At 44.9% G+C, this 22,532-nt stretch carries 14 protein-coding genes; 12 read left to right on the top strand and 2 right to left on the bottom strand.

Translation table 11 applies throughout. The annotated features are described in order from the left end of the window. The first annotated feature begins 87 nt into the window (after window positions 1-87). Together dnaK and R2Q26_RS11060 are read left to right on the top strand one after the other, a co-directional pair. The gene (dnaK, locus tag R2Q26_RS11065; RefSeq protein WP_317536330.1) at window positions 88-1,983 is read left to right on the top strand and encodes a molecular chaperone DnaK; all 1,896 of its coding nucleotides are present in this window, start codon (window positions 88-90) and stop codon (window positions 1,981-1,983) included. A 154-nt stretch (window positions 1,984-2,137) separates the two neighbouring features. Continuing rightward, entirely contained in the window at window positions 2,138-4,549 is a 2,412-nt protein-coding gene (locus tag R2Q26_RS11060) for a Lon protease family protein (protein WP_317536329.1), read from the top strand. 162 nt (window positions 4,550-4,711) lie between these two features. Here the strand turns inward: R2Q26_RS11060 and R2Q26_RS11055 are convergent, their stop codons facing one another. Beyond that, window positions 4,712-5,125 carry a nitrosocyanin gene (locus R2Q26_RS11055; protein ID WP_317536328.1) on the bottom strand — a complete coding sequence of 138 codons (414 nt, stop codon included), beginning with the start codon at window positions 5,123-5,125 and terminating at the stop codon, window positions 4,712-4,714. Between the two features lie 588 nt (window positions 5,126-5,713). Between R2Q26_RS11055 and mgtA the strand changes: the two genes are divergently transcribed. From mgtA to R2Q26_RS11030, 5 genes are all read left to right on the top strand, one after another. Beyond that, a complete protein-coding gene (mgtA, locus tag R2Q26_RS11050) occupies window positions 5,714-8,269 on the top strand; it encodes a magnesium-translocating P-type ATPase (RefSeq protein ID WP_317536327.1) in 2,556 nt (851 codons plus the stop codon). Window positions 8,270-8,577: 308 nt separating this feature from the next. Further along, window positions 8,578-9,525, top strand: a complete 948-nt coding sequence (locus R2Q26_RS11045) for a hypothetical protein (protein ID WP_317536326.1) — start codon at window positions 8,578-8,580, stop codon at window positions 9,523-9,525. 412 nt (window positions 9,526-9,937) lie between these two features. Next, complete coding sequence (locus R2Q26_RS11040; protein ID WP_317536325.1) at window positions 9,938-11,062, top strand: calcium-binding protein; 1,125 nt, start codon at window positions 9,938-9,940, stop codon at window positions 11,060-11,062. A 191-nt stretch (window positions 11,063-11,253) separates the two neighbouring features. Beyond that, complete coding sequence (locus R2Q26_RS11035) at window positions 11,254-11,481, top strand: hypothetical protein (RefSeq protein ID WP_411182337.1); 228 nt, start codon at window positions 11,254-11,256, stop codon at window positions 11,479-11,481. A 166-nt stretch (window positions 11,482-11,647) separates the two neighbouring features. Next, window positions 11,648-12,508: a class I SAM-dependent methyltransferase gene (locus R2Q26_RS11030; RefSeq protein ID WP_317536324.1), complete on the top strand. Its 861-nt coding sequence runs from the start codon at window positions 11,648-11,650 to the stop codon at window positions 12,506-12,508. Between the two features lie 42 nt (window positions 12,509-12,550). On the opposite strand, the gene R2Q26_RS11025 is transcribed toward R2Q26_RS11030, so the two are convergent. Continuing rightward, on the bottom strand, window positions 12,551-13,510 hold the full coding sequence (locus R2Q26_RS11025) for a glycosyltransferase family 2 protein (RefSeq protein ID WP_317536323.1): 960 nt from the start codon (window positions 13,508-13,510) through the stop codon (window positions 12,551-12,553). Window positions 13,511-14,174: 664 nt separating this feature from the next. Between R2Q26_RS11025 and R2Q26_RS11020 the strand changes: the two genes are divergently transcribed. From R2Q26_RS11020 to R2Q26_RS11000, 5 genes are all read left to right on the top strand, one after another. Then, window positions 14,175-15,530, top strand: coding sequence for an esterase (locus tag R2Q26_RS11020; RefSeq protein WP_317536322.1), 1,356 nt, complete (start codon window positions 14,175-14,177; stop codon window positions 15,528-15,530). Between the two features lie 647 nt (window positions 15,531-16,177). Next, window positions 16,178-16,576: a TraR/DksA family transcriptional regulator gene (locus R2Q26_RS11015; protein WP_317536321.1), complete on the top strand. Its 399-nt coding sequence runs from the start codon at window positions 16,178-16,180 to the stop codon at window positions 16,574-16,576. Window positions 16,577-16,605: 29 nt separating this feature from the next. Next, entirely contained in the window at window positions 16,606-18,177 is a 1,572-nt protein-coding gene (locus R2Q26_RS11010) for an AAA family ATPase (RefSeq protein ID WP_317536320.1), read from the top strand. Between the two features lie 740 nt (window positions 18,178-18,917). Continuing rightward, on the top strand, window positions 18,918-21,386 hold the full coding sequence (locus R2Q26_RS11005; RefSeq protein ID WP_317536319.1) for a vitamin K epoxide reductase family protein: 2,469 nt from the start codon (window positions 18,918-18,920) through the stop codon (window positions 21,384-21,386). A gap of 82 nt (window positions 21,387-21,468) precedes the next feature. After that, entirely contained in the window at window positions 21,469-22,398 is a 930-nt protein-coding gene (locus tag R2Q26_RS11000) for a rhamnan synthesis F family protein (protein WP_317536318.1), read from the top strand. The last annotated feature ends 134 nt before the right edge of the window (window positions 22,399-22,532 follow it).

Below are 22,532 nucleotides of genomic sequence, written 5' to 3'. Positions count from 1 at the left end.
AACACATTCACAATGTGGTTCGATAAAGTATCATGTGGTTATAGCGTATCGATTATTTATTACTGAATTAGATACGAAGGAGGTCATATGGCAATCATCGGTATTGATCTAGGTACTTCCAATTCGGCAGCAGCAGTCTTGCGAGGGGGGCGTCCCGTTATCATTCCCAGCGCTGAGGGTGTCAGTCTCGGTGGCAAGGCATTTCCGAGTTATGTTGCACTGACTAGTGATGGACAAATTCTCGTCGGCGAGCCTGCTCGTCGTCAGATGGCAGCGAATGTTGAGGGAACGGCGGCTGCTTTCAAGCGCAAAATGGGCAAACGTGAGGTCATCCGTCTCAGGGATCGGGAATATACGCCAGAGCAGCTTTCTGCATTTCTGTTACAAAAAATCAAACGTGATGCCGAAGCCTTTCTGGGTGAACCGGTAGAAAAAGCGGTCGTGACGGTGCCTGCTTATTTTGACGACAATCAACGGGCAGCAACCAAGGATGCCTGTCGCATTGCTGGCCTCGAGGTAGTGCGTCTAGTCAATGAGCCGACTGCTGCTTCATTGGCTTATGGCTTGGATCGGCTGGGTCAGGAATTGCGCATCGCTGTGATCGATTTGGGTGGTGGTACGCTAGATGTCACCATCATGGAATTTGGCAAGGGCGTGTTCGAAGTAAAAGCAACCAGTGGCGATACGCAGCTCGGTGGCACGGACATGAATCAATGTATTTTCGAACACCTGGCTGAGCGTTTCCAGATGGCGACCGGAGTGGATGTCCGGGCTGACCGTAAAGCAGCAGCACGCCTGCTAGAGGCGGCAGAAACAGCCAAGATCGAATTGACCAGCAGCGTGACCACGCATATCAGTTTGCCGTATTTGACCTCGGTGGCTGGGGAGCCCCGCCATCTCGAAATGGATTTGAACCGTACGGAACTTGAGCGTTTGATACGGCCGGTAATAGAACGTTGTCGTCACCCGGTCGAACAGGCTATGCATGATGCAGGCATTAGTCCGCGTGAGGTAGATCGCATCGTATTTGTGGGTGGACCAACGCGTATGCCAGTAGTACGTGCTTATTTCGAGGAGCTTTTCGGGCGCAAGGCGGAGATGGGCGTTGATCCGATGGAGTGTGTGGCAGCAGGTGCAGCGATTCAGGCCGGCGTACTGGCAGGAGAAGTGAGCGGCATCGTGCTGGTAGATGTGACACCGCTCACATTAGGCGTGGAGACATTAGGAGGAATTGCCACATCGTTAATCGCACGCAATACCCCCATACCGGTAAAAAAGACGGAAACGTTTACCACGGCGGCCGATATGCAGACCAGTGTCACTATCCACGTCTTTCAGGGGGAACGCCCCATGGCAGCGGATAATGTTAGTCTAGGCGAATTCAATCTGGAGGGATTACCTCCTGCGCCACGAGGGATACCGAAGATCGAAGTAACCTTTGACATTGATTCAAATGGCATTCTGAGTGTTTCAGCGAAAGATCTGGCCGCTGGTAAATCACAATCCATCAGTATTACTGGCTCAACACGGTTGTCGGAAGAGGACAAGAAACGTATGGTGGATGATGCGGCACGTTATGCCGAAGTGGACAAGAAGCGGCGTGAAGATGCGGAAAAGCTCAATGCAGCAGATGCAGCCTGTTATGAAACAGAGAAGATGCTTGCCAATTTTGCCGATAAATTGGCTGACGATCTGAAGAGACGCCTGGAAGCGTCCTTGCGTGAAACTAAGGAAGCATTCGTCAAGAAAGATGTTGCGCTGGCTACTGAACGGGCAGAAGCACTCAAGAAGCTGCTCAAAGAAGCGGGTGCGACGCTTTACGCGCAATCAGGTCAGGCGCCCAAAGGAGGTCCTTATGCAGAAACTCGCTGGGAAGAACCCGAGCCGCCTCCTAATGTTGATACCTCATCAGGTGAGCCACGTCCAAGCGGGTCTGGCCCTCGAGGTAAAGTGGTGGATGCCGAGTATCAAGAAAGTAAGTAAATTTTAAGTGACCGATATGCCATTGGCGGCGAGCATTCATCCAGTAAAATAATGTGCTATTTTGTTGATAATTTCGTTGCCACTCTTTTCAGACTTTCAGACTGGGTGTAACCAGAGTGGCATTATTTTTATCTGATTTTTTTAAAGAAAAGCAATGACAACTATTCTCCCGCTAGAACCGCAACGGTTATATATATCATGTGACCCTGATCAGTTCACATTCCAGACAACAGCAGAACTGCCCGATCTGACGGAGATTATCGGTCAGGCACGTGCAATGGATGCAGTGTACTTTGGTTCTGGCATTCGCCAGGAAGGCTACAATCTGTTCGTACTTGGCCCAGCCGGGATGGGTAAGCGCAGCTTAGTCCAGCAATTCCTTGAATCAAAAGCAAGCAAGGAACCTGAGCCGTCGGATTGGTGCTATCTCAATAACTTTGCCCAGCCGCACAGACCGAAGGTGCTTAAGCTTCCTTCTGGCAGAGGAGAGGAATTGCGGCAACACATGGAACGACTGGTGGATTATTTGCGCAGTGCCATTCCAGCGCAGTTTGAGAGCGAAGAATACCGAAACAAGGTGAGCGCCATCCAGCAAGAGTTTAATGAGCTGCGGGAACGGGAGATAAGGGAATTAGGAGAAGAAGCTGAGAAAAAGAAGATCGTTTTGCTGCGCACACCTGAAGGGTTTGCGCTGGCGCCAAGTCGTAACCGGGAAGTGATTCCACCAGAAGAATACGAAAAACTGCCCCCGGAGGAAAAAGATCGAATAGAAGCTGCCATTACTGAATTGCAAGCGCATCTGGAAAAGATTCTAAGCCATCTGCCCCAGCGTCGTCGCGAGCGTAGTGAGCGAATCAAGCAGCTAAATCGCGATATCATGCTCTCTATCGTCGAGCACATGATTAACGAGTTGCGTGCGATCTATGCTGATTTACCTGATGTGCTCGATTATCTCGATGCGGTGCAGCAGGATATGGTGTTGCATGTGGATGATTTCCACAAACCTGATGAATCCGTCAATGTTTCCGGTATGACGATCATCACCCATCAGACGTTTAATAATTACCAGGTCAATGTGCTGGCTACAAACCATAAAAAACCAGGTGCGCCGATCATCAGTGAGGATAATCCGACTTATAGTAATCTGATTGGGCGAGTGGAGCATATTGCTCAGTTTGGGGCGTTGGTTACCAATTTTACGCTGATTAAACCTGGGGCATTGCATCGGGCCAATGGGGGTTACTTGTTATTGGATGTGCGCAAAGTGCTGATGCAGCCGTTTGCCTGGGAAGGGTTGAAACGGGCGTTACAGTCGGGCAAGATTCATATCGAATCGCTGGGACAGCTATACAGTCTCGTGAGTACTGTATCACTCGAGCCAGAACCGGTTCCACTCGATGTGAAGGTCATTTTGTTTGGTGATCGTTTATTCTATTATTTGTTGCAGGAATACGATCCGGAATTTAATGAGCTGTTCAAGGTAGCAGCAGATTTCGAAGAGACGATCGAACGTAATGCAGAATCCCATATGCTTTATGCACAACTGATTTCTACACTGACACGCAAAGAGAAGTTATTGCCTTATGATCGTCATGCCGTCGCTAGAGTGATAGAACATAGTGCCCGCCTGGTGGGCGATTCGGAAAAACTTTCGGTACATATGCGCAGCGTTGTCGATTTGCTGCATGAGGCAGATTACTGGGCGCGCGAGGCAAGCCATGAGGTGGTGCATGCAAGTGATGTCCAGCAGGCGATCAATTCCCAGATTCGCCGCCAGGATAGGGTGAGAGACCGGCTATACGAGGCAATTCTGCGCGGCACCTTGATGATCGATACGCAAGGTGCGGTGACAGGTCAGGTCAATGGTCTTTCGGTGATCGAGCTAGGCGGATTTGCTTTTGCACAGCCGACCAGAATTACTGCCACTGCCCGCTTTGGCAAGGGAGAACTGATTAATATTGAGCGTGAAGTTGAGCTTTCAGGGGCGATTCACTCCAAGGGCGTGTTAATCCTTTCCTCCTTTCTTGCTGCACGTTATGCAAAAAATCAGCCGCTGGCACTATCCGCTAGTTTTGTGTTTGAACAATCTTATGGCATGGTCGAAGGGGATAGCGCTTCATTAGCCGAATTGTGCGCATTGCTTTCCAATCTGGCGAATGTCCCGATTAACCAGTCATTGGCGATCACCGGTTCAGTCAATCAGCTCGGTCAGGCACAAGCAATTGGTGCCGTCAACGAAAAAATCGAAGGATTTTTTGATATCTGTGCTGCACGTGGTTTAACAGGCAAACAAGGCGTATTGATTCCTGCTACCAATGTCCAACACCTGATGCTACGCCAGAATGTGGTCGAGGCTGCAACCGCGGGTAAATTTCATATCTATGCCGTAGAAAATGTCGGTCAAGCCATCACATTGCTGACTGGCGTGCCAGCGGGTGAAGCTGATGCTAACGGAGAATATCCTGAAGGCAGTATCAATCACCAGGTAGCAGCACGACTGGCAGAGCTTACCGCGATCAGTAAGTCATTTGAGCACGATGGGGGAAAATCAGGAAGAGAAAAATAATGGGTAATAAAAAAACCTGATGTTGTATTTTCCTTTGTTTTTTTGACAGCTTTTCAGATTTATTAGTACAAAAAGTAAGGCCGGATTGAATCCGGCCTTACGATAACGGTAAATGATTGGTTAGAGTGTGCTAATGCTTTTTCACAGACTCCAACTAACTCATTATTCCAGGACGTTCAATGTACCTGGCAAATGGATGTTTTTAGGATGGAGCTGACACCAAATGGTGAAGGCACCGGCTTTATCTGCTACGAAAGAGATCGTTTTGGTTTCTCCTGCTTTGATCACTTCCTGGATACCATATCCGTCAATGGAAAATCCTTCACTGATGGGAGATTTGTTTTCTACGGTAATCTTTACTGTGGCACCTTTATGGACAGACAGTGTTTCAGGTTCATTGAGAACATTAAAAGCACGAATGTTCTTAACTGTCACCCCTTCGACATTGAGCTCAGGAATATTGGTGTCATAAGCGTTAACAATGACCTTGAAGTTTTGTTCCGCTGCTTGGGCAGTACCTGCTAACAGCAATCCAAGTACGAAACTCGCACACAATGCTTTGGTTGTCTTTATCATTATTTCCCTCCATTCAAATTAACGTTTTAGTGAAATTGCGTCCACCTTTTTGGTGAGGACTTTAACGGCTTGCATCTTAGCCAACAGAACAAATGCTCTTGGATATTTGTAGATCATCCAGGGCGATTATTCATGGTTAGCAGTGAATCTTGTTTATGTTTTTCTGAGGACTTTCAATTTTAATACCTAGTAACGCTGCGTTACTTTAGATGGGATAATCAAGGATGTCAATATCATTGCGAATTTAAAAAAGGGAGCCACAATCCTAAGGTTGTGTCAATCTTACTCATGCATGCTAAGAGCTGAGGTTGTGAAAACTATTTCATTTATTTTTAACGATTTGCCCCGTCAGTGAACTTCTGCATCGGTATTCAACACAGAATTAATACTTTCGAGAAGGTGGGTTGAGTCAATTACTGGAAAATATCTTCTTGCTGAAGTGTCACTAATAGAGCAGCATAATTCATCAGTTACAAGAGTTTAAACATTGGGTCAATGTGTTGGAAGTAGGCAATTTTTTTGCTACAAACCTTGGCATTGAGAGTTGTTGCTAACAAGCTTTATCATTTAGATATTTGGGTGGTTTCCATGAAAAATGATCATGCAGTATCCAATTACTGGAGTAAACCCATCGACGTGATGCTCGAACTCTTGAGCAGCAATCGCCAGGGACTCGATAAAGCAACTGCAGCGGAACGTTTGCGGCAAAATGGTCGCAATACTTTCATTGCTGATCATAGGCGCAGCAAAGCGATTCAGCTGTTTCTGAATCAATTCCGCAGTCCCCTCGTCCTGATCTTAATTTTTGCGGCAATTGTTGCACTCATCGTGCATGACTGGCTCGATGCTTCGATTGTGCTAGGTATTGTGCTGATTACTGCAGTACTCAGTTTTATTCAAGAATATCGCGCCACTCATGCAGTAGAAAAACTGAGGCAACAGATCTCAATCAAGTCAACAGTTCTGCGTGATGGCCAAAGTCTATTAATACCCTCAGATGAAATTGTACCAGGCGACATTGTTCTTCTCTCAGCAGGGAATTTGATTCCAGCTGATGGGATTTTACTGGAAGCAAAGGATTTCTATGTATCCCAGGCGATATTAACTGGCGAGACTTACCCCGTGGAAAAAAGCCCAGGTATCTCACCGGAAAATGCTAGTCTCGTCGATTGCAATAATTGTGTTTTCATGGGTACCTCAGTGCGGAGTGGTGTTGCGACTGCCTTGATTGTGCACACTGGTCGTGAAACGAATTACGGCCACATCGCTGAAACCTTGGCGTTGCGCCCGCCAGAAACCGAATTCGAGCGTGGATTGCGTCATTTTGGTGCTTTATTGGTGCGCATCATGGTGGTAATGGTGATTGCAGTGCTGGCTATCAATATCGTTCTCCAGCATCCCACTATCGAGACGGTATTATTTGCTCTGGCTCTGGCGGTAGCATTGTCTCCTGAATTGTTGCCCGCCATTCTCACCATCACCCTAGCGCATGGAGCTAAAAAGATGGCTAGCCATGGTGTCATTGTCAAGCGTCTGAATGCAATCGAGAATCTGGGCAGTATGGACGTGCTCTGTGCTGACAAAACTGGCACTTTAACCAAGGGAGTGGTGCAGTTAGATAAAGCGTTGGATACAAGTGGCCACCCTTGTGAAGCAGTGCTGCATCTGGCTTATCTCAACTCACAGTTACAGACAGGCTTAGCTAATCCGCTAGACGAAGCAATCATTGTAGCTGGAAAGCAAAGCGGCATGGCTTTTTCGGCTTATCACAAGCTGGATGAAGTACCCTATGATTTCGTTCGCAGGCGTCTGAGTATAGTTGTGCGTCATGAACAGAAGGCAACGGCATTGATGATCTGTAAAGGCGCTTTGCAGAATGTGCTGGAGGTCTGTGATCAGATTCAGACAACCACGACAATCGAACCACTGACCGATGAACATTATCGAATTATCCTGCAACGCTTTACCGAATGGAGTACTCAGGGATATCGCGTCTTGGGTATAGCGCAAAAATCGGTAATGCCTGATAGAGGATATACGCGCAACGATGAGCAGGCGATGGTTTTTGTTGGTTTCCTGTTGTTCTTCGATCCACCAGAGGAAAATATCAGCAAAACCTTGCACGCACTCAGGCGACTTGGGGTGCAACTTAAGATTATCACAGGTGATAATCAGTACGTCGCCCGTCATGTGGCTGAGACAGTCGGCATCAAGGTGCAGCATATCATTACCGGTGCCGAGTTGGCAGACTTGAATGACGAAGCCCTGTGGCATCTGGCTCCACATACTACCTTATTTGCTGAGGTCGATCCTAATCAAAAAGAACGCATTATTACCGCGCTACAAAAAACCGGGCATGTGGTAGGTTATCTCGGCGACGGCATCAACGATGCCCCAGCACTACATGCCGCCGATGTAGGGATTTCAGTAGATCAGGCTGCGGATGTGGCTAAGGAAGCAGCAGATTTCGTTCTGCTGGAACATGATCTGCAGGTGCTGTGCCAGGGGATTGATGAAGGTCGCCATACTTTTGCCAATACACTGAAATATATCTTTATCACGACCAGCGCAAATTTTGGCAATATGGTCAGTATGGCACTGGCTTCATTATTTTTGCCATTCCTGCCGCTGCTAGCCAAGCAAATACTGCTTAACAATTTCTTAGCCGATATTCCGTCTATAGGTATCGCTGGCGATAATGTGGACCGTGATTGGGAAAGCACGCCCCACCGCTGGGATATCAAATTGATTCGGAACTTTATGATTACCTTCGGGCTGGTGAGTACAGTGTTCGATCTTATCACTTTTAGTTTATTGCTTTATTTGGTAGGTCAAATGGAAGAAATCTTCCGTACCGGCTGGTTTGTGGAATCCCTGCTCACCGAATTGCTCGTTCTGTTTGTCATTCGCTCGCACAAACCGTTTTATCAAAGTAAACCGGGACGATTTCTAATATGGAGCGCTGCAATTATTGTTGCCCTCACGTTAGTGCTGCCCTATCTGACTATCGGTACCCTATTCGACTTTGTTCCTCTCCCAGGGCCAGTGCTGGGCGCCATTCTGGCCATTACAGGGCTTTATGTGGTGGTGACCGAATATATTAAATATTTATTCTTTCGGCGCTTTAGTAAAAGATATCGGTAATGGAAAGCATGTTGCTAAATAGCGAACTTATCAGATTAGACGACCTCGAAGTTTTTTTCTACTCATCCTGAGTGCGCACGTCTGCTTTGGGATGATGCTTGTCAGGAGCCAATTTATTTTATTTCTTTTTCATAAGTGAAATAATGAATGCAACTAATGAAATAGAATTAGGTATTGTGGTTTGTTTATTATTAAGCGCAACCCGGCTTTACATATATTTACTTTAGGAAAAAGAGGGTTTATTTACCTATATCCCATGACGATCTTATTTTTCAGCTGTTCCTCGATGCGCAATGGAGCCTTAGCCTATGAACTTCCTGTTAATAAACTTCTATCTGCTGCTAAGTCATTATCGTTGTCTGATTTGTATTGCTTCCCTCTTCATTATCTTTTCGAGCAGTCAAACGCTGGCGCAGGAAGTTATAAGGAATACCGAGTTTCTTGAGTCCAATCGTCCCGAAGCATGGGCGATGAATTATTACACGACTGCCACACTTCTATCCGGACTCAGTGTGCCGCGTAGCAGAAAGTTTGGTTCGATCGAAGTTGGATTTGAATTGGACTGGCTTCCCCAACTCAGCACCGAGGAACGACGGGTTGGTCTCAGTGGCACGAAGGTAGAAGATCTGAACAAATCACCTATTTTTGCTCGGCCGCGCGTCACTATTGGACTTCCATGGCAATTTGCCTTGACCCTATCCTATGTGCCTCCTATCAAAATTTTCGGGCTCAAACCAAACCTGTTTGCATTCGCGCTGGAGCGCCCCTTGTATGAGCATGATTCCTGGCGTATCGGGATGCGGCTGTATGGACAGATTGGTAACGTGGTAGGGGCATTTACCTGTTCTGGAGATGATATGAATTTCGAGCCAGGTTCCCCTGAGAATCCTGCTGGCTGTGAAGGGAAATCAGCGGATAAGGCGATCCAAAACTATGCAGGATTTGAGCTTAGCGGTGCATATCGTATCGAAAAATTAGGGGGGTTGACTCCTTATATTGCCGTAGCGGGAAATTTTCTTGACACACAAGTCAATGTTAACGCTCCGACTTTCGGCGTTATCAATAAAAATCGTATAAAGGCTGAAACATGGACGTTTTCAATGAGCGCCGGCTTTGCTTATCCCTTGACCGACAAGCTTATGTTTAGTGTGGGGATGTTCTATAGTCCATTATGGATAACACGTCCTCCGGCAACTTCCAGTGAGAACGATCCCTTTATCAATGTCCGCTCGTTACTTACTTATCAATTGAGGTAGGCTTGAGCCAAAATCATGTTGGCACATAGTCAGTGCTATGCATAGAATTTAATTACAAGATCAATTGAATTACCGCAAAACCATGAAATAAGAGCGGGTCAGAGTCGATTACTTTATAAATTTTAAGTACCAATTCAGCAGCGTGTGGATCGAAAATCCACTATGAATTTCTGACTTCTATCCATTATTAATTTTGGAACTCGGATAAAGATCCCAAAACTAATATATAACACCTTATACCTTTATTTTGAGTTGGTGGCGTCAGTCATGTGCTTTCTAAAATATGTTTGGTAGGGTGGAAATGGATAATGGACCCAACTCCTTGAATAAATTGTTCGGTGTTCCGCAGACTTTGAAGAGAGATGGTATGCGGAGGAATGAAGCAATTATCTGATTTAAGGAGGAGAAGAAAATGACATTCCATATTGCTCACATTGATCAAGTATATTCAAATGCAGATGGATCTGTTCAATTTATTAAGTTCGTAATAGATGCGAATGACCAGGAGTTTTGGGCGGGACACTCTCTAACCTCGAGTAATGGTGCTACTACTAATACTTTCCATATTAATACTGATTTACCCAGCGGAGCGACTGACGGAAAGTCGGTACTAGTCGCGACCCAAGGGTTTGCAGATTTGGGCACTGCTAGACCTGATTTCTTTATTCCCAATTTTAGCTTTGTTAAGCCTGATTACATTATTCCCAATAAATTTTTGTTTACCACCAATGGTACTGTAATTTTTACCGGGATGATAGGAGGTACCATATCTTACGCACAATTACCGACCGATGGAAAATTGTCACTTAGTCCTGATGACTCCACTGGAATCAACTCTTTCACAAATTTCACTGGCAACACGGGTACCTTGCCAGGTAATGTTATTTTTGGTACAGAGGGTCCAGATAATTTGGCAGGTGCTGCAAATGACGATATTATCTTGGCGCTTGGTGGCAATGATACGTTGAATGGCGGCGCAGGCAATGACACGCTCAATGGCGGCGCAGGTACCGATACGGCAATCTACAGCAGTAATCGCGCAAACTACTCGGTTTCTGGAACAGTTTCCAATTTAAACATTTCAGGACCAGATGGTAATGATACACTGTTGAGTATCGAACGTTTTCGATTTGCAGACAAAAATATCGCTATTGATCTCGATACCGGGGAGGCAGCCGGTAACACGGTCAGGATCATTGGTGCTGCGTTCGGTGTACCTGCCATCAAGCAACATCCAGACTACGTTGGCGTCGGCCTAAATCTGTTTGATTCAGGTCAAAGTGTGCTTGAAGTGTCTCAGCTCGCAGTTAGAGTGATGGGTAATCCTACCGATGAGGTTTTTGTGGATACGGTCTTCAACAATGTGGTAGGCAGAGCCCCTTCGCTTGAGGAACATAATTTTTATGTCAATTTATTGGTGGACCATGGTGGAACATTTACTCAGGCGCATTTGCTGGAAGTTGCTGCTGGTTCTGGTTTGGATGCAACGAGTATAGATCTCGTTGGTCTTCAGAAAACTGGAGTGGAATTCGTCTAAAAGGCTGTGAAAAAACCTCCTGTGGACTGATGTTTGCAACTGACCAGTAGCAAGTAAAATTATCGAGGCGAAGCATTCACATTATTTTTATCTGCTATGACAACTACCCTCATTACTGATTTATTTTCTGAAAACCTCAACATAACTGCTAATCCAAGGCCTTTAACTAAACAGTTGGCTAGAGGGATAGCATGAGTATTGATGCCGAATCGATCGCAACTGGAATTACGGCCGATCGATCTGGAATCGGTATTGCCAGAAGGACAGCGGGCCAGGATTGTTTGGGTGTATGGAGAGCAGATGACTTAAGCCGAATCTGTGCTGGGATTAAGGCAGTAGAAGACGACCAGCGCAGGAGCGTGCTAGACGTGAGCGTCAAGTACGAATTAAATAAACGTTGCAGCGGTTACCGGAATTAGAAAAATTTCTCCTTTTTTAGCGTTGCCCTTATTGATCGTCAATGTGTTTGACAGCAGATCCGACTTTCAGTATGTTCAAATCCTATGAAAAAGAGCGTTTATTTTTCTTATACATCTTTGGTAGTTGGATCGAAACCTAATGGTCGAATAATTCTTGAGTTGTAAGATGAGTATGATCTCTCGATCAGATGTAAGTGATGAAACTTTTAGATTACTCAAATTCTTGGAGCCTTCAGGAACTCGTATAGAGACACTGACGCTGACCAGCTGGGGTGGGCATATACCATTCATGTTTTGCCTCATGAATTATTTTCGTCCTCGCACATTTGTTGAGCTCGGTACACACTACGGGGCGAGTTTTTTTGCAGCTTGCCAAGCAATACGTGAATTCGACATTAACTGCACACCTACGGCTGTTGATCTTTGGTCGGGAGATGAGCACGCCGGAAAATATGGCGAAAAAGTTTATACCAGTTTTAGACGGATTCATCAGGACAGATATCACGGCGTTGGTCGCGTTCTGAGAAAAGATTTTAACGAAGCAGCAGTCGATTTCGAGAATCTCAGTCTTGATCTAATTCATATAGATGGGCTGCATACTTACGAGGCAGTCAAGAATGATTATGAAACTTGGCTTTCGAAAGCATCTCCCAATGGCGTTATGCTCTTTCATGACACCGATGTGAGGGAAAGAGGTTTTGGCGTATGGAAATTATGGGATGAGATCAAGGATGATTATGTGAGTTTCAACTTTACTCATACTCATGGATTGGGCGTAATTGCATTGGGTTCAGCAGATTCAAATCCTATCATTCCCATCTTGCAGGCAGTGAATTGCTCGGAGAATTCCAAAAGTTCATTTGACAATTTTTTTCGTCTAGCTGGAGAGCGTGCTGTGAGCGAGGCTATTTCTCAAATAAAACTTCAGGCAATCCGTGATCGATTACCCGAGCCGCTTGTTACCTTGTTTAGACGCAGTAAAGCTATTCGACACAGAATTTTTCCTCCGAGCACTCGTGCACATTAACGATCTATTTTTCCGTAGGTATTTTTTACTTTAAGTGACGGACTACCTAAGGAGATCCTTCTGAAAGCTCTTCAATCCATTGGCGTAACGATGATAACGCGATGCTGCAAGCTCACGTATAGCCAGCGGCACTCGGCGCCAGCGTGCAGAGGGGAGAGTGCTGCGAGTACGCAAAAAGATGATTGCTTCGTTAAGGCTGCGAATCTTTTCCTCACTAATGGGAAAGCGATCCCGAAACTCCAAAAGACGCACGCGAGCCATTTCACAGCGAAATAACTGTGGTCCAAAGATTGCAGCGAAAGTTCTTTCTTGATCCCTGTCGCGTCGAGGGATGCCAAGTTGATTCGTGTCGTGTTGCCGATAGGCGATCAAAGGCATAGGCAACACATCTAGGCATGACACAGTGCCGATGAGTAATGCAATCCAGGCATCGTGCCAGGTATCAGGTATAGGCAAAATGAGATCACGATAAGTGGCGCGGAAAGCCATAGTCGCGCCTGTCACGATCGGGTGTTTGAGTAGCACACCGAGTGCATTACAGGCAGAAATCTGCACTTGCTCCCGGGAGTTAAATTTAAAGACTTTCCATAGCCGCAGCCCTAATAAATTCAATTCCTCATTAACTACATCGCCATCCGTGAATACAGCTCCTGCGTTGGGGTTATTAAGGAAATGCTGTTCTATTCGCGCAACCTTGTCTGGATACCAGCTATCATCCTGGTCACACAAAAAGATAATGTCTCCACGACAGGCGCGTATCGCGTTTTCAAAATTGCGTGTCGAGCCGAGTTGCTCGCTATTCCTCAAGAAACGTACCGGAAACGGAACACTTCGTGTGAATTCATGAACAATAGTTGAGGTCGTATCGACTGAGGCATCATCAGAAATTACCAACTCATCTGGCAACCGGGTCTGACGTGCGATACTGCCAAGTTGTTCACGGAGGTAACGCTCGCCGTTGTAGCTTGCCAAGGCAATAGATAAGGAGAGCTTTGGTTTCATGCTTATCTGAGGTATTTCCAGTCTTATTTTGATCCAAACTTACAGATTGGAGCTGAGGCTTGCTATTATGGAGGAGAAAAATCATGAAACAGAGTAGTTTCGTTATGCTATTTCGATTTCGTTAGTTTCCTTCAACACAAATGCTGATGTTTTGAATAATGACAGCTAGTCTTCCAACCAATGCGAAGCCTGCCCCTAGTTCAGATCGTAGACCCAACTAATGTACATGCTTCTGACCGCAGCATCAAATTGATCAGTGCTTGCCAACGGTTGAAGAATCAGATTTATTTGGGTGTTGCAAGCAATTTAAACTCTATGCTGAACAATTATTCAAGAATATTCCAAAAAGCAAAAATAGCTTCCCTGAAATCGTTGAGCTACTTCATCGATCGATATAAAATCGCAGTTAAAATATGTTGTAGGCATATTTGAATGGGCACGAGCGGGCTAAATAAATGAGCATTTTAGTGTGAGCACGTCCTCGTGATAAGGCAGAAAATAAAGGGTGAAAATATCAAATTTAGGGATAGGTCCCGTTATGCGCCTACTTTAGCTCCGGGGATTAGCATTGATGTTATAGACATGACCTGATTCCGGATATTTATTGTCCATCAGGTCATGAAACTAAGATTAGAGAATGTGGATTCATTCTTAAAGATAAAAAATGATAAAAAACACAACTACCATTTTAGGCAAATCAAGTATTCGATTTTTTCTCGTTTTTATTGTTTTTCTCATTATCAATGGCTGCGCACAAAATGTAGCCTATCGAACCGATTTTACACCTTGCACATTTAACCAACTGAATGATTGTGCGCAAAGTGCCATACAGCATCATGCACCCGACCAGGCAGCAGAATATCGCTTAGGCTTTGTTGAATTTGATGATCAGGGTCAGTTACGTCAACGTGAACAAATGGAAGCAGTGCTCAACAGTTATTATCCTATTGCAGCAAAAGATGATGTGTTGCTGATTCTGTTTATCCATGGTTGGCATCACGATGCCAGACCCGGCGATAACAATATTCAGGAATTTCGAAAATTGCTGGAGAAGATTGCCCGCATTGAGAACGCCAGCGCTAATCATAACAATCATGTACCTCGCAAGATATTGGGTTTATATGTAGGATGGCGTGGTGAATCAATTGAAGTTCCAGTACTCAAGGAAACTACATTCTGGGAGCGCAAAAATACAGCTCATGAAGTTGGTTTGCAGGGTGTCACCGAGTTATTACTACAACTGGAAGAAATTGTTAATGTTAAAACCGGGATGGAAACCATTGTACCCAAACCCCGTAATAGTCGCCTCATCGTCATTGGCCACAGCTTTGGAGGTGCCGTACTGTATACCGCGTTGCAACAAGTGATGGCTGATCGTTTTGTTGATAGTCGCCCAAACAAAATCTTTAGCGATGATGCCAAGGGTTTTGGTGATCTGGTGGTACTGATGAATCCGGCATTTGAAGCAATACGTTTTGCTACGCTTTATGACATCTCGCAACAAAGTTGCCGCCACTATTTTCCTAGCCAGTTACCGCGTATGGCGATTTTGACCTCGGAAAAAGATTATGCAACTCGTTTTGCTTTTCCGATAGGTCGTTTTTTCTCAACCATTTTTGAAACCCATACAATACTCAAGCGGCATCATTGCACTGCCGATGGACCAAAAGAAATATTCATTGATGAAGGCGAAGCTGATCGCAATACAATCGGTCATTTCGAACCCTATCTCACTCACGAGCTGGTTCCTGCCACCACCAAACAATTACGTGGCAGTGATTTCAGTTATCGCCAGTTACAAAACACCTGGTCACAACAAATCAACGAAGGCACCTTGCATTTCGAAGATGTAGATTTGGTTCATCTGGGAAACACGCAACCACTGAATCCTTATCTCAATATATACGTCGATGGCAAACTGATACCGGATCACAATAAAATCTGGGGTGATAGTGTAATCAGTTTTATACGTGACCTGATTGTGCTTTCTTCCTTGCCTGTGAAACAAGGAAAGCATTAGATGGAAGAAATTCGTCAAAAAATATAATAAGTTAACCCACTCGTTAAGTGCTTTTTGAGCTAAAGCAATATCTGGCTGATGCCAGATATTGCGTAATTCTTTTTTCAGGCTTAAAGGTCGTTGCTAATGACCCATTGAGCTTGAGTGCTTCATCCAGGCGTTGACGCTCACCATGCGTGTCATCCAGATTGTCAGGTGAAACCTACAATACCATCGAGCGTAAATACTACAGCAGCAAACTCGAACTAAAACTTGCCTTTGATGAGATTCAGCAGATCACACGATCATTGGCCATTTCGATTCGCTCTTGGTCATATCCTCGCAGTTGCGTCTGATGCCACACCTTTATCCGCTGATATCTATAACAACATTGAAAATGTCTGGGAAAACAAACTGTTGGCATCTCTACAACATAGGATTATACCATCCTTAAACACCTGAAATGCGATCTTGTATCCAGCAAGTAGCGTGCAAGGAGTCACATACAGATCAGATCTTGAGCCGGGCAGTGAAGTAAATGGAAAAAAAGAAGGTGAGAACGTCAAACTAAAACCTGATTCCAGAAGTCCAATAAGTGATTTTTCTGGGCGCATTCTTTGTTAAGAGTAAATAATTATTTTTTAGCCAAGGAAGCAGGAGGGTGAGCCATGACGCAACTGACCGAGAGCGAGATTGAATCGATTGAAAATAAATTACGCGAACGCCAGCAGGATTTGCTCGAAGAAGTCCGCAATGAACTCGACGAGCGAGAGAACCAATATTTGGCTGCCATGATGGGTAATGATCCGGGTGATAGCTGTGACTTCTCGCTCGCTGATGTGCTGGTTGATCTGAACATTGTGCGGGTAGATCGCCAAATCAACGAGCTACGCGAGATCGAAAGTAAATTGGCGCAGACCAAAAAAGGCAATATGAATGAATGTATCGAGTGTGGCAAAGAAATTGGTTTACAACGTTTGCTGGCTTATCCGACAGCCATGAGATGTATGAGCTGTCAGGAAAGGCGCGAGCAGATGTATGCACATGAGGGACATTCGAGTCTCTAAGGAAAATATGAATAAATGGTAACAACGTCATGAAAGAAGAAATTGCACAAAAGCAGATGATTGAAGCGCTGCTCGATCCGGCGTGTTATCCTCACCCGGCCAGGCGCATTCAGCATGTGGAGACACATATATCCCATGTGCTGCTAACGGGTGATTTTGTCTACAAGCTAAAGAAACCGCTGAATCTCGGCTTTCTTGATTTCAGCACGCTGGACAAGCGTCGCTTCTATTGTGAGGAAGAGTTGCGACTTAACCGCCGACTGGCGCCGGATATTTATCTTGAAGTTGTTACTTTTAACGGGGAAGCAGCAGCACCCCGTCTCAATGGCCCAGGTCCAGTGCTGGATTACGCCGTCAAAATGGATCAGTTCGATCCGGAAGCAACCCTGGACCGGCTCGACGATCTGGCACAATTATCGGTGCAGCATGTCGACATGATTGCCAGTACCTTGGCAGATTTCCATTTGCATATCCCATTCGCACTGCTGGATTCGCCATGGGGCAAGGCAGAAACCATCTGGCAGCCGGTTGCCCATAACTTCGAACACATCATTAAACAGGTTGGAGAGAAGCCGGAAGGATTTCAATGGCTAGAGACTGTTCATCAATGGAGTGCTGCTGAGCATAACAGATTATTGCCAGATTTTGAGTTGCGTCGTGCGCAAGGCTATGTGCGGGAATGCCATGGTGATTTGCATCTTGGCAATATGGCCTGGGAAGCAGGCAAGTTGTTGATTTTTGATTGTATCGAGTTTAATCCGGCATTGCGCTGGATTGATGTGATGTCAGAGGTCGCCTTTTGCTATATGGATTTACTGTATCGGAACCATCATGATCTTGCCTCCCGTTTTCTCAATTGCTACTTGGAGCGCACGGGTGATTATGCAGGCATGAAGCTCTTGCGCTACTACGCGGTTTATCGTGCCATGGTGCGCGCTAAAGTAGCCTTTATTCGTGCTGCTCAATCAGGATTGTCTTCAGAAATGGCAGAATATGAAAGGCAGCAAGGGCTAGATCATCTCCGATTGGCTGACAGACTCACTCGGGTAGCAAAACCTATTCTGGTGATTACACATGGCTTATCGGGCTCGGGTAAAACCGTGTTCAGCCAGAGTCTCACTATGCAGTTTGAAATGATCAGCCTGCGCTCCGACATTGAACGCAAACGCTTGGCTGGACTGGATGCGCTGGCTAAAAGCGCTTCATCTGTTGAGAGCGGTATTTACAGTCGGGAATTTTCCCGGCGCACTTATGACTATTTAGCAGAACTTGCCGAAACACTGCTTGGCGCGGGCTGGCATGTGCTGGTAGATGCCACCTTTATTGCGCGTTGGCAACGCGAATTATTTCAGCAGATTGCTATGCGTTGCGGAGTAGTATTTTATATCCTGGATTTTTCTGTGCCGGAAGCATTGCTCAGGCAGCGTGTTCAAGCTCGTAGCGCAGCAGGCAGGGATGCTTCCGAGGCGGATATTACTGTTCTGGAGCTTCAGTTGAGAACCCAGGAAGCGCTGATTCATGCTGAAACACACATAGTAATAGAGGCGACGACAGTTGAATCTGTGGCGGCTCAACTAAAGGCTGCTGTCTCATTCGAGTAGCTAAATAACGGGCTATTGAGCACAAAATTTAATATGATGTGTCCGCTAACCAGTTGAGTTTCGCTACGGATACTTGCCGTTTAGCCTGGCTAAATGAAGCCGGCTCGGAATACACCCAGGAATTGGAAGGTGAATAGAGGAACGTGGATGAACTCTATTATTGTATTGCCATCGACAATCCCTTTTTCCGTGCGACCAATGGAGGATTACCACTACTGATAAGAATCTCGGGGATATCCAGCTTCTTCAGGGACGTGAGATTAAAACTGTCAGAGTTCTTTCTTATAATCCATCATGATAGAGCTGAAATACTTCGGTATGAGCGGGAAATACCTCAACATTCCGTTTATAACTCGGCCAGGAATTCAGCGCTGTATTCGTCGCTTGTAATCCGGACCCAAATCCAATATCGAGTCTAAAGCAATAGAGGAATAATTATCTCGCTGCTGTAAATTTTACGACTATGACCGCTGAAAATAAGCAAGCTACTGCTTATCGAGAGGAGAGATTGAGTTCTTTTATTTTCTTGTGCTGCATGAGGCGAAACTGATTTAAAAGTCGATATTCTAATAATTTTATCTATACCTAAAACCTTAGGTGGTAGTGAAGCAATGTCGAAAAGATCTCTGGCATCCAATGACAGTCTTTTATGTTTTTTGCTTTATCTTTTTGTCATAAAGATGTTCTCCCTGCTGAGGACATGAAAAATAAAAAACTCATTGAGATTGAAAATCAAGAACATGGCTAATCGACAAAAACCACTTGTCATTATAACTGGGGCTTCCGGGAATATCGGAGGTACGCTCTGTGAAGCCTTGAGAAAAAGTTACCGTGTGATTGGACTTGATATCAATCCGTGTGATAAAGCAGATACCAGTATTGATTGTAATCTAACATCTGAGGATTCCGTCAAATCAGCATTTGATGAAATACGTGCCCAGTTTGGACAAAAAATTGCTGCCGTTATCCATTTAATTGCATATTTCGATTTTACCGGGCAACCTAATCCACTTTATCAAAGTGTCACAATTGAAGGTACCCAGCGTTTACTTAAGATACTACAAGACTTTGAAGTTGACCGGTTTGTTTTTTCTAGCACAATGTTAGTTCACGAACCAACTGTACCAGGCCAAAAAATCAATGAGGATATGCCCCTTAATCCCCGTTGGGCTTATCCGCAATCTAAGGTCGAAGCAGAAGAAGTCATCAAGCAGCAACATGACAAGATCCCTTACACCATTTTGCGGTTAGCTGGTATATATGATAACGATAGCGCGGTGCCGACATTGTCTCACCAAATAGCCCGAATTTACGAACGCAACTTTAGAAGCCATCTTTATGCAGGTGATCTGATGGCCGGTCAGTCTCTTCTCCATAAAGAAGACATGGTAGATCTATTCAAATGTGTAGTAGATCGCCGCAAAAAATTACCGCAAGCCAACATCATGCTCGCTGGCGAGGATGAGGTGATGAGTTATCAGGAATTGCAAAATCGGATTGGTTATCTAATTTTTGGCAAGAAGGAATGGCAAACGATAGATATTCCGGAATTTATTGCTAAGTCCGGTGCATGGCTGGAGGAACAGGCTGAGCCGGTCGTTCCTGATACCATTGATCAGGGCAAAAAACCTTTTATCAAACCATTTATGATCGACCTGGCTTCTGATCATTACGATCTCGATATCAGTCGGGCACAAAAATTACTGGATTGGCAACCGAAGCATAGGATCTACGAGGGATTAAAAAATCTCATTGCTAGCCTGAAGAAAGATCCGGTTGCCTGGTACAAAAGAAACGGTGTTTTATTGCCAGACTGGATACGAACGGCACAAGAGAAACATCTCAACGCAGACCAGATCAGACACAAACATGAAACAGAATACTTTCGGCAACATAACGAAAATCTTTGGGCGCATTTCCTCAATCTAGGCCTGGCTTTCTGGCTCATGACAGCTCCTTTTATCCTGGCATACGAATCGCAAGCTATGGTTTGGAGCGATGTTATTTCCGGTGTGGTGCTGCTTATTTTATCGTTCATGTCTTTGTCATGGCGTTTTGGTTTTGCTCGCTGGCTTTGTGGCGCAGTAGGCTTCTGGTTATTGGGTGCACCATTGATCTTCTGGGCACCAACCGCGGCTGCCTATCTCAACGACACAATTGTCGGGATGCTGGTTATGGGTTTTGCAGTTTTAACTCGCCCGGTACCAGGTGTTTCAGCAGTTGCTGCTCAAACCGGACCGACGATACCGCCAGGTTGGTCGTACTCACCCTCTAGCTGGTTTCAGCGTTTGCCCATTATCATACCGGCGTTTATTGGTTTCTTTATATCCCGCTATTTGTGTGCTTATCAGCTTGGCCATATCGATGGCGTATGGGAGCCATTTTTTGCAGGTTTACCGCAAGATCCGCGCAATGGAACCGAAGAAATAATCACTTCATCCATTTCGAAAGCTTGGCCAGTGCCCGATGCTGGATTGGGAGCAATGACTTATGCATTAGAAATTCTGACCGGCATGATAGGCTCAGCAAGGCGTTGGCGGACTATGCCATGGCTGGTGATATTATTTGGTATTATGATCGTGCCATTAGGCATTGTTTCCATTTTCTTTATTATCATTCAACCGATCTTGATCGGAACATGGTGCACGTTATGCTTGATTGCTGCAATGGCAATGCTAATACAAATTCCCTATTCTATTGATGAATTGATCGCAACGGGTCAATTTCTATATCGTAGAAAAAAACAGGGACGCTCCCTCTTACACTTTTTCTTTCAGGGAGATACAGATGAAGGAAAGTGGGAATCAATTGAAGATAATTTTGTACAAAGACCATCAAAAATTTTCAAGGAAATACTGGAGGGCGGCGTGACTTTACCCTGGAATTTGGTACTGTGTTTACCTATTGGAATTTGGCTGATGTTTACGCGTATTACACTGGATGCAGGAACAAGCATGGCCAATGCAGATCATTTAATTGGCTCGCTTGTATTGACCGTGGCTATTACTGCTCTAGCTGAATCGGCTCGTGCCAGCCGATTTTTTCTCATACCACTTGGTACAGCTTTATTAGTCACCCCTTTCTTTTATGACACGAGTATTGGGTCACTAATTTCCAGCATGGTTTGCGGATTACTTTTAATCACATTCAGTTTGCCACGTGGTCCTGTATACAACCGCTACGGAACTTGGGATCGATTCATTGTTTGAATCACGCGCAAGCATGTGTCGGTACGGAATCGCTTGCCCCCTGATAGAATTTTTGAGGTTTATTTAGCTTTTGCCAGGTTTTATGAAAACATCAGCGTTTTGGCACACTAAAAAGATAGTCGAAGACTTGAAGTTTCTGCGCGATACGTCAGTTTATATGATTACAAAAAGAGCAGCGTACGAGAAACCAATCGTGCGCTACTCTGAGCGAGGGTATTTGGCGCCAAATTATGATAGACCTGTATGTTTTTTCTGTGGCTATGACGAAAAAAACATCATTAAGAAGAATGTCTATCGTTATCTGAATGAACTAATGCAAGCGGGATTTGATATCGTGTTCATTAGCTCAAACGAGATAGTCTCAGATGCAGATTTGGAGAAGCTCTCAAAATTTTGCATAAGAATAATTGTAAAAGAGAATAGAGGCTACGATTTTTATGGATGGAAAATAGGACTACAAGAGTATCCTCAATATCATTCACACAGCGCACTTCTTTTAGCAAATGATAGTGTTCTGGGGCCGCTTTTCAGCATTCACAAAGTAATTGCGAGATTGGAAAATGATGATGCCGATATCGTTGGCATGACAGACTCTTTGCATTTTCTTCCACACCTGCAATCGTATTTTCTGTATTGTAAAAAATCTGTAATAGTCTCAGAAGAGTTCACCGATTTTTTTAGCCGAGTTGAAGTATTGGGATTTAAGATGGCAATAGTAAAAAAATATGAGATCGGCTTTTCTCGATTACTTGGTCGTCGCTTTAAACTCTCAGCTCTTTATAGCTTAGATAGCATCTTAAATCGAATCCATTGCACTGACAGACCAAAGAACTGGATAGATGCTACTGTCTATTTATGGAAGCCCCTTGTTACTGAGTTTAAATTTCCTTTTCTCAAAAAAAATCTCCTGATAAAAAAAGGAGTAAGCATTGAAGAAATATCAGAAGTACTTGCGAGGAGCGATTCAAATTATACAGTCGATATGCTCGCCGAGTACATTGCGTCACCTTAGCTATGTATACGTCACTCGATAGTTGAGGGACGTGTCAAATTAAGCTTTTAATCTCTTAGAAGCTGTTTGGAAACTCCTGCTCTAGGTTAATCGCCTCAACATAATACGGGTCATAGCGATGTAAATCCAAGTTT

Origin of the sequence: Nitrosomonas sp. Is37 (genome assembly GCF_033063275.1) — a bacterium.
Classification (GTDB): Bacteria; Pseudomonadota; Gammaproteobacteria; order Burkholderiales; family Nitrosomonadaceae; genus Nitrosomonas.
This window is presented reverse-complemented; position numbering and strand designations above follow the sequence as displayed.

Bases quoted from the DNA above. Each gene is read 5' to 3' on its own strand.
- dnaK (WP_317536330.1), top strand. From the start codon at position 88: ATGGCAATCATCGGTATTGATCTAGGTACTTCCAATTCGGCAGCAGCA.
- R2Q26_RS11060 (WP_317536329.1), top strand. From the start codon at position 2,138: ATGACAACTATTCTCCCGCTAGAACCGCAACGGTTATATATATCATGT.
- R2Q26_RS11055 (WP_317536328.1), bottom strand. From the start codon at position 5,125: ATGATAAAGACAACCAAAGCATTGTGTGCGAGTTTCGTACTTGGATTG.
- mgtA (WP_317536327.1), top strand. From the start codon at position 5,714: ATGAAAAATGATCATGCAGTATCCAATTACTGGAGTAAACCCATCGAC.
- R2Q26_RS11045 (WP_317536326.1), top strand. From the start codon at position 8,578: ATGAACTTCCTGTTAATAAACTTCTATCTGCTGCTAAGTCATTATCGT.
- R2Q26_RS11040 (WP_317536325.1), top strand. From the start codon at position 9,938: ATGACATTCCATATTGCTCACATTGATCAAGTATATTCAAATGCAGAT.
- R2Q26_RS11035 (WP_411182337.1), top strand. From the start codon at position 11,254: ATGAGTATTGATGCCGAATCGATCGCAACTGGAATTACGGCCGATCGA.
- R2Q26_RS11030 (WP_317536324.1), top strand. From the start codon at position 11,648: ATGAGTATGATCTCTCGATCAGATGTAAGTGATGAAACTTTTAGATTA.
- R2Q26_RS11025 (WP_317536323.1), bottom strand. From the start codon at position 13,510: ATGAAACCAAAGCTCTCCTTATCTATTGCCTTGGCAAGCTACAACGGC.
- R2Q26_RS11020 (WP_317536322.1), top strand. From the start codon at position 14,175: ATGATAAAAAACACAACTACCATTTTAGGCAAATCAAGTATTCGATTT.
- R2Q26_RS11015 (WP_317536321.1), top strand. From the start codon at position 16,178: ATGACGCAACTGACCGAGAGCGAGATTGAATCGATTGAAAATAAATTA.
- R2Q26_RS11010 (WP_317536320.1), top strand. From the start codon at position 16,606: ATGAAAGAAGAAATTGCACAAAAGCAGATGATTGAAGCGCTGCTCGAT.
- R2Q26_RS11005 (WP_317536319.1), top strand. From the start codon at position 18,918: ATGGCTAATCGACAAAAACCACTTGTCATTATAACTGGGGCTTCCGGG.
- R2Q26_RS11000 (WP_317536318.1), top strand. From the start codon at position 21,469: ATGAAAACATCAGCGTTTTGGCACACTAAAAAGATAGTCGAAGACTTG.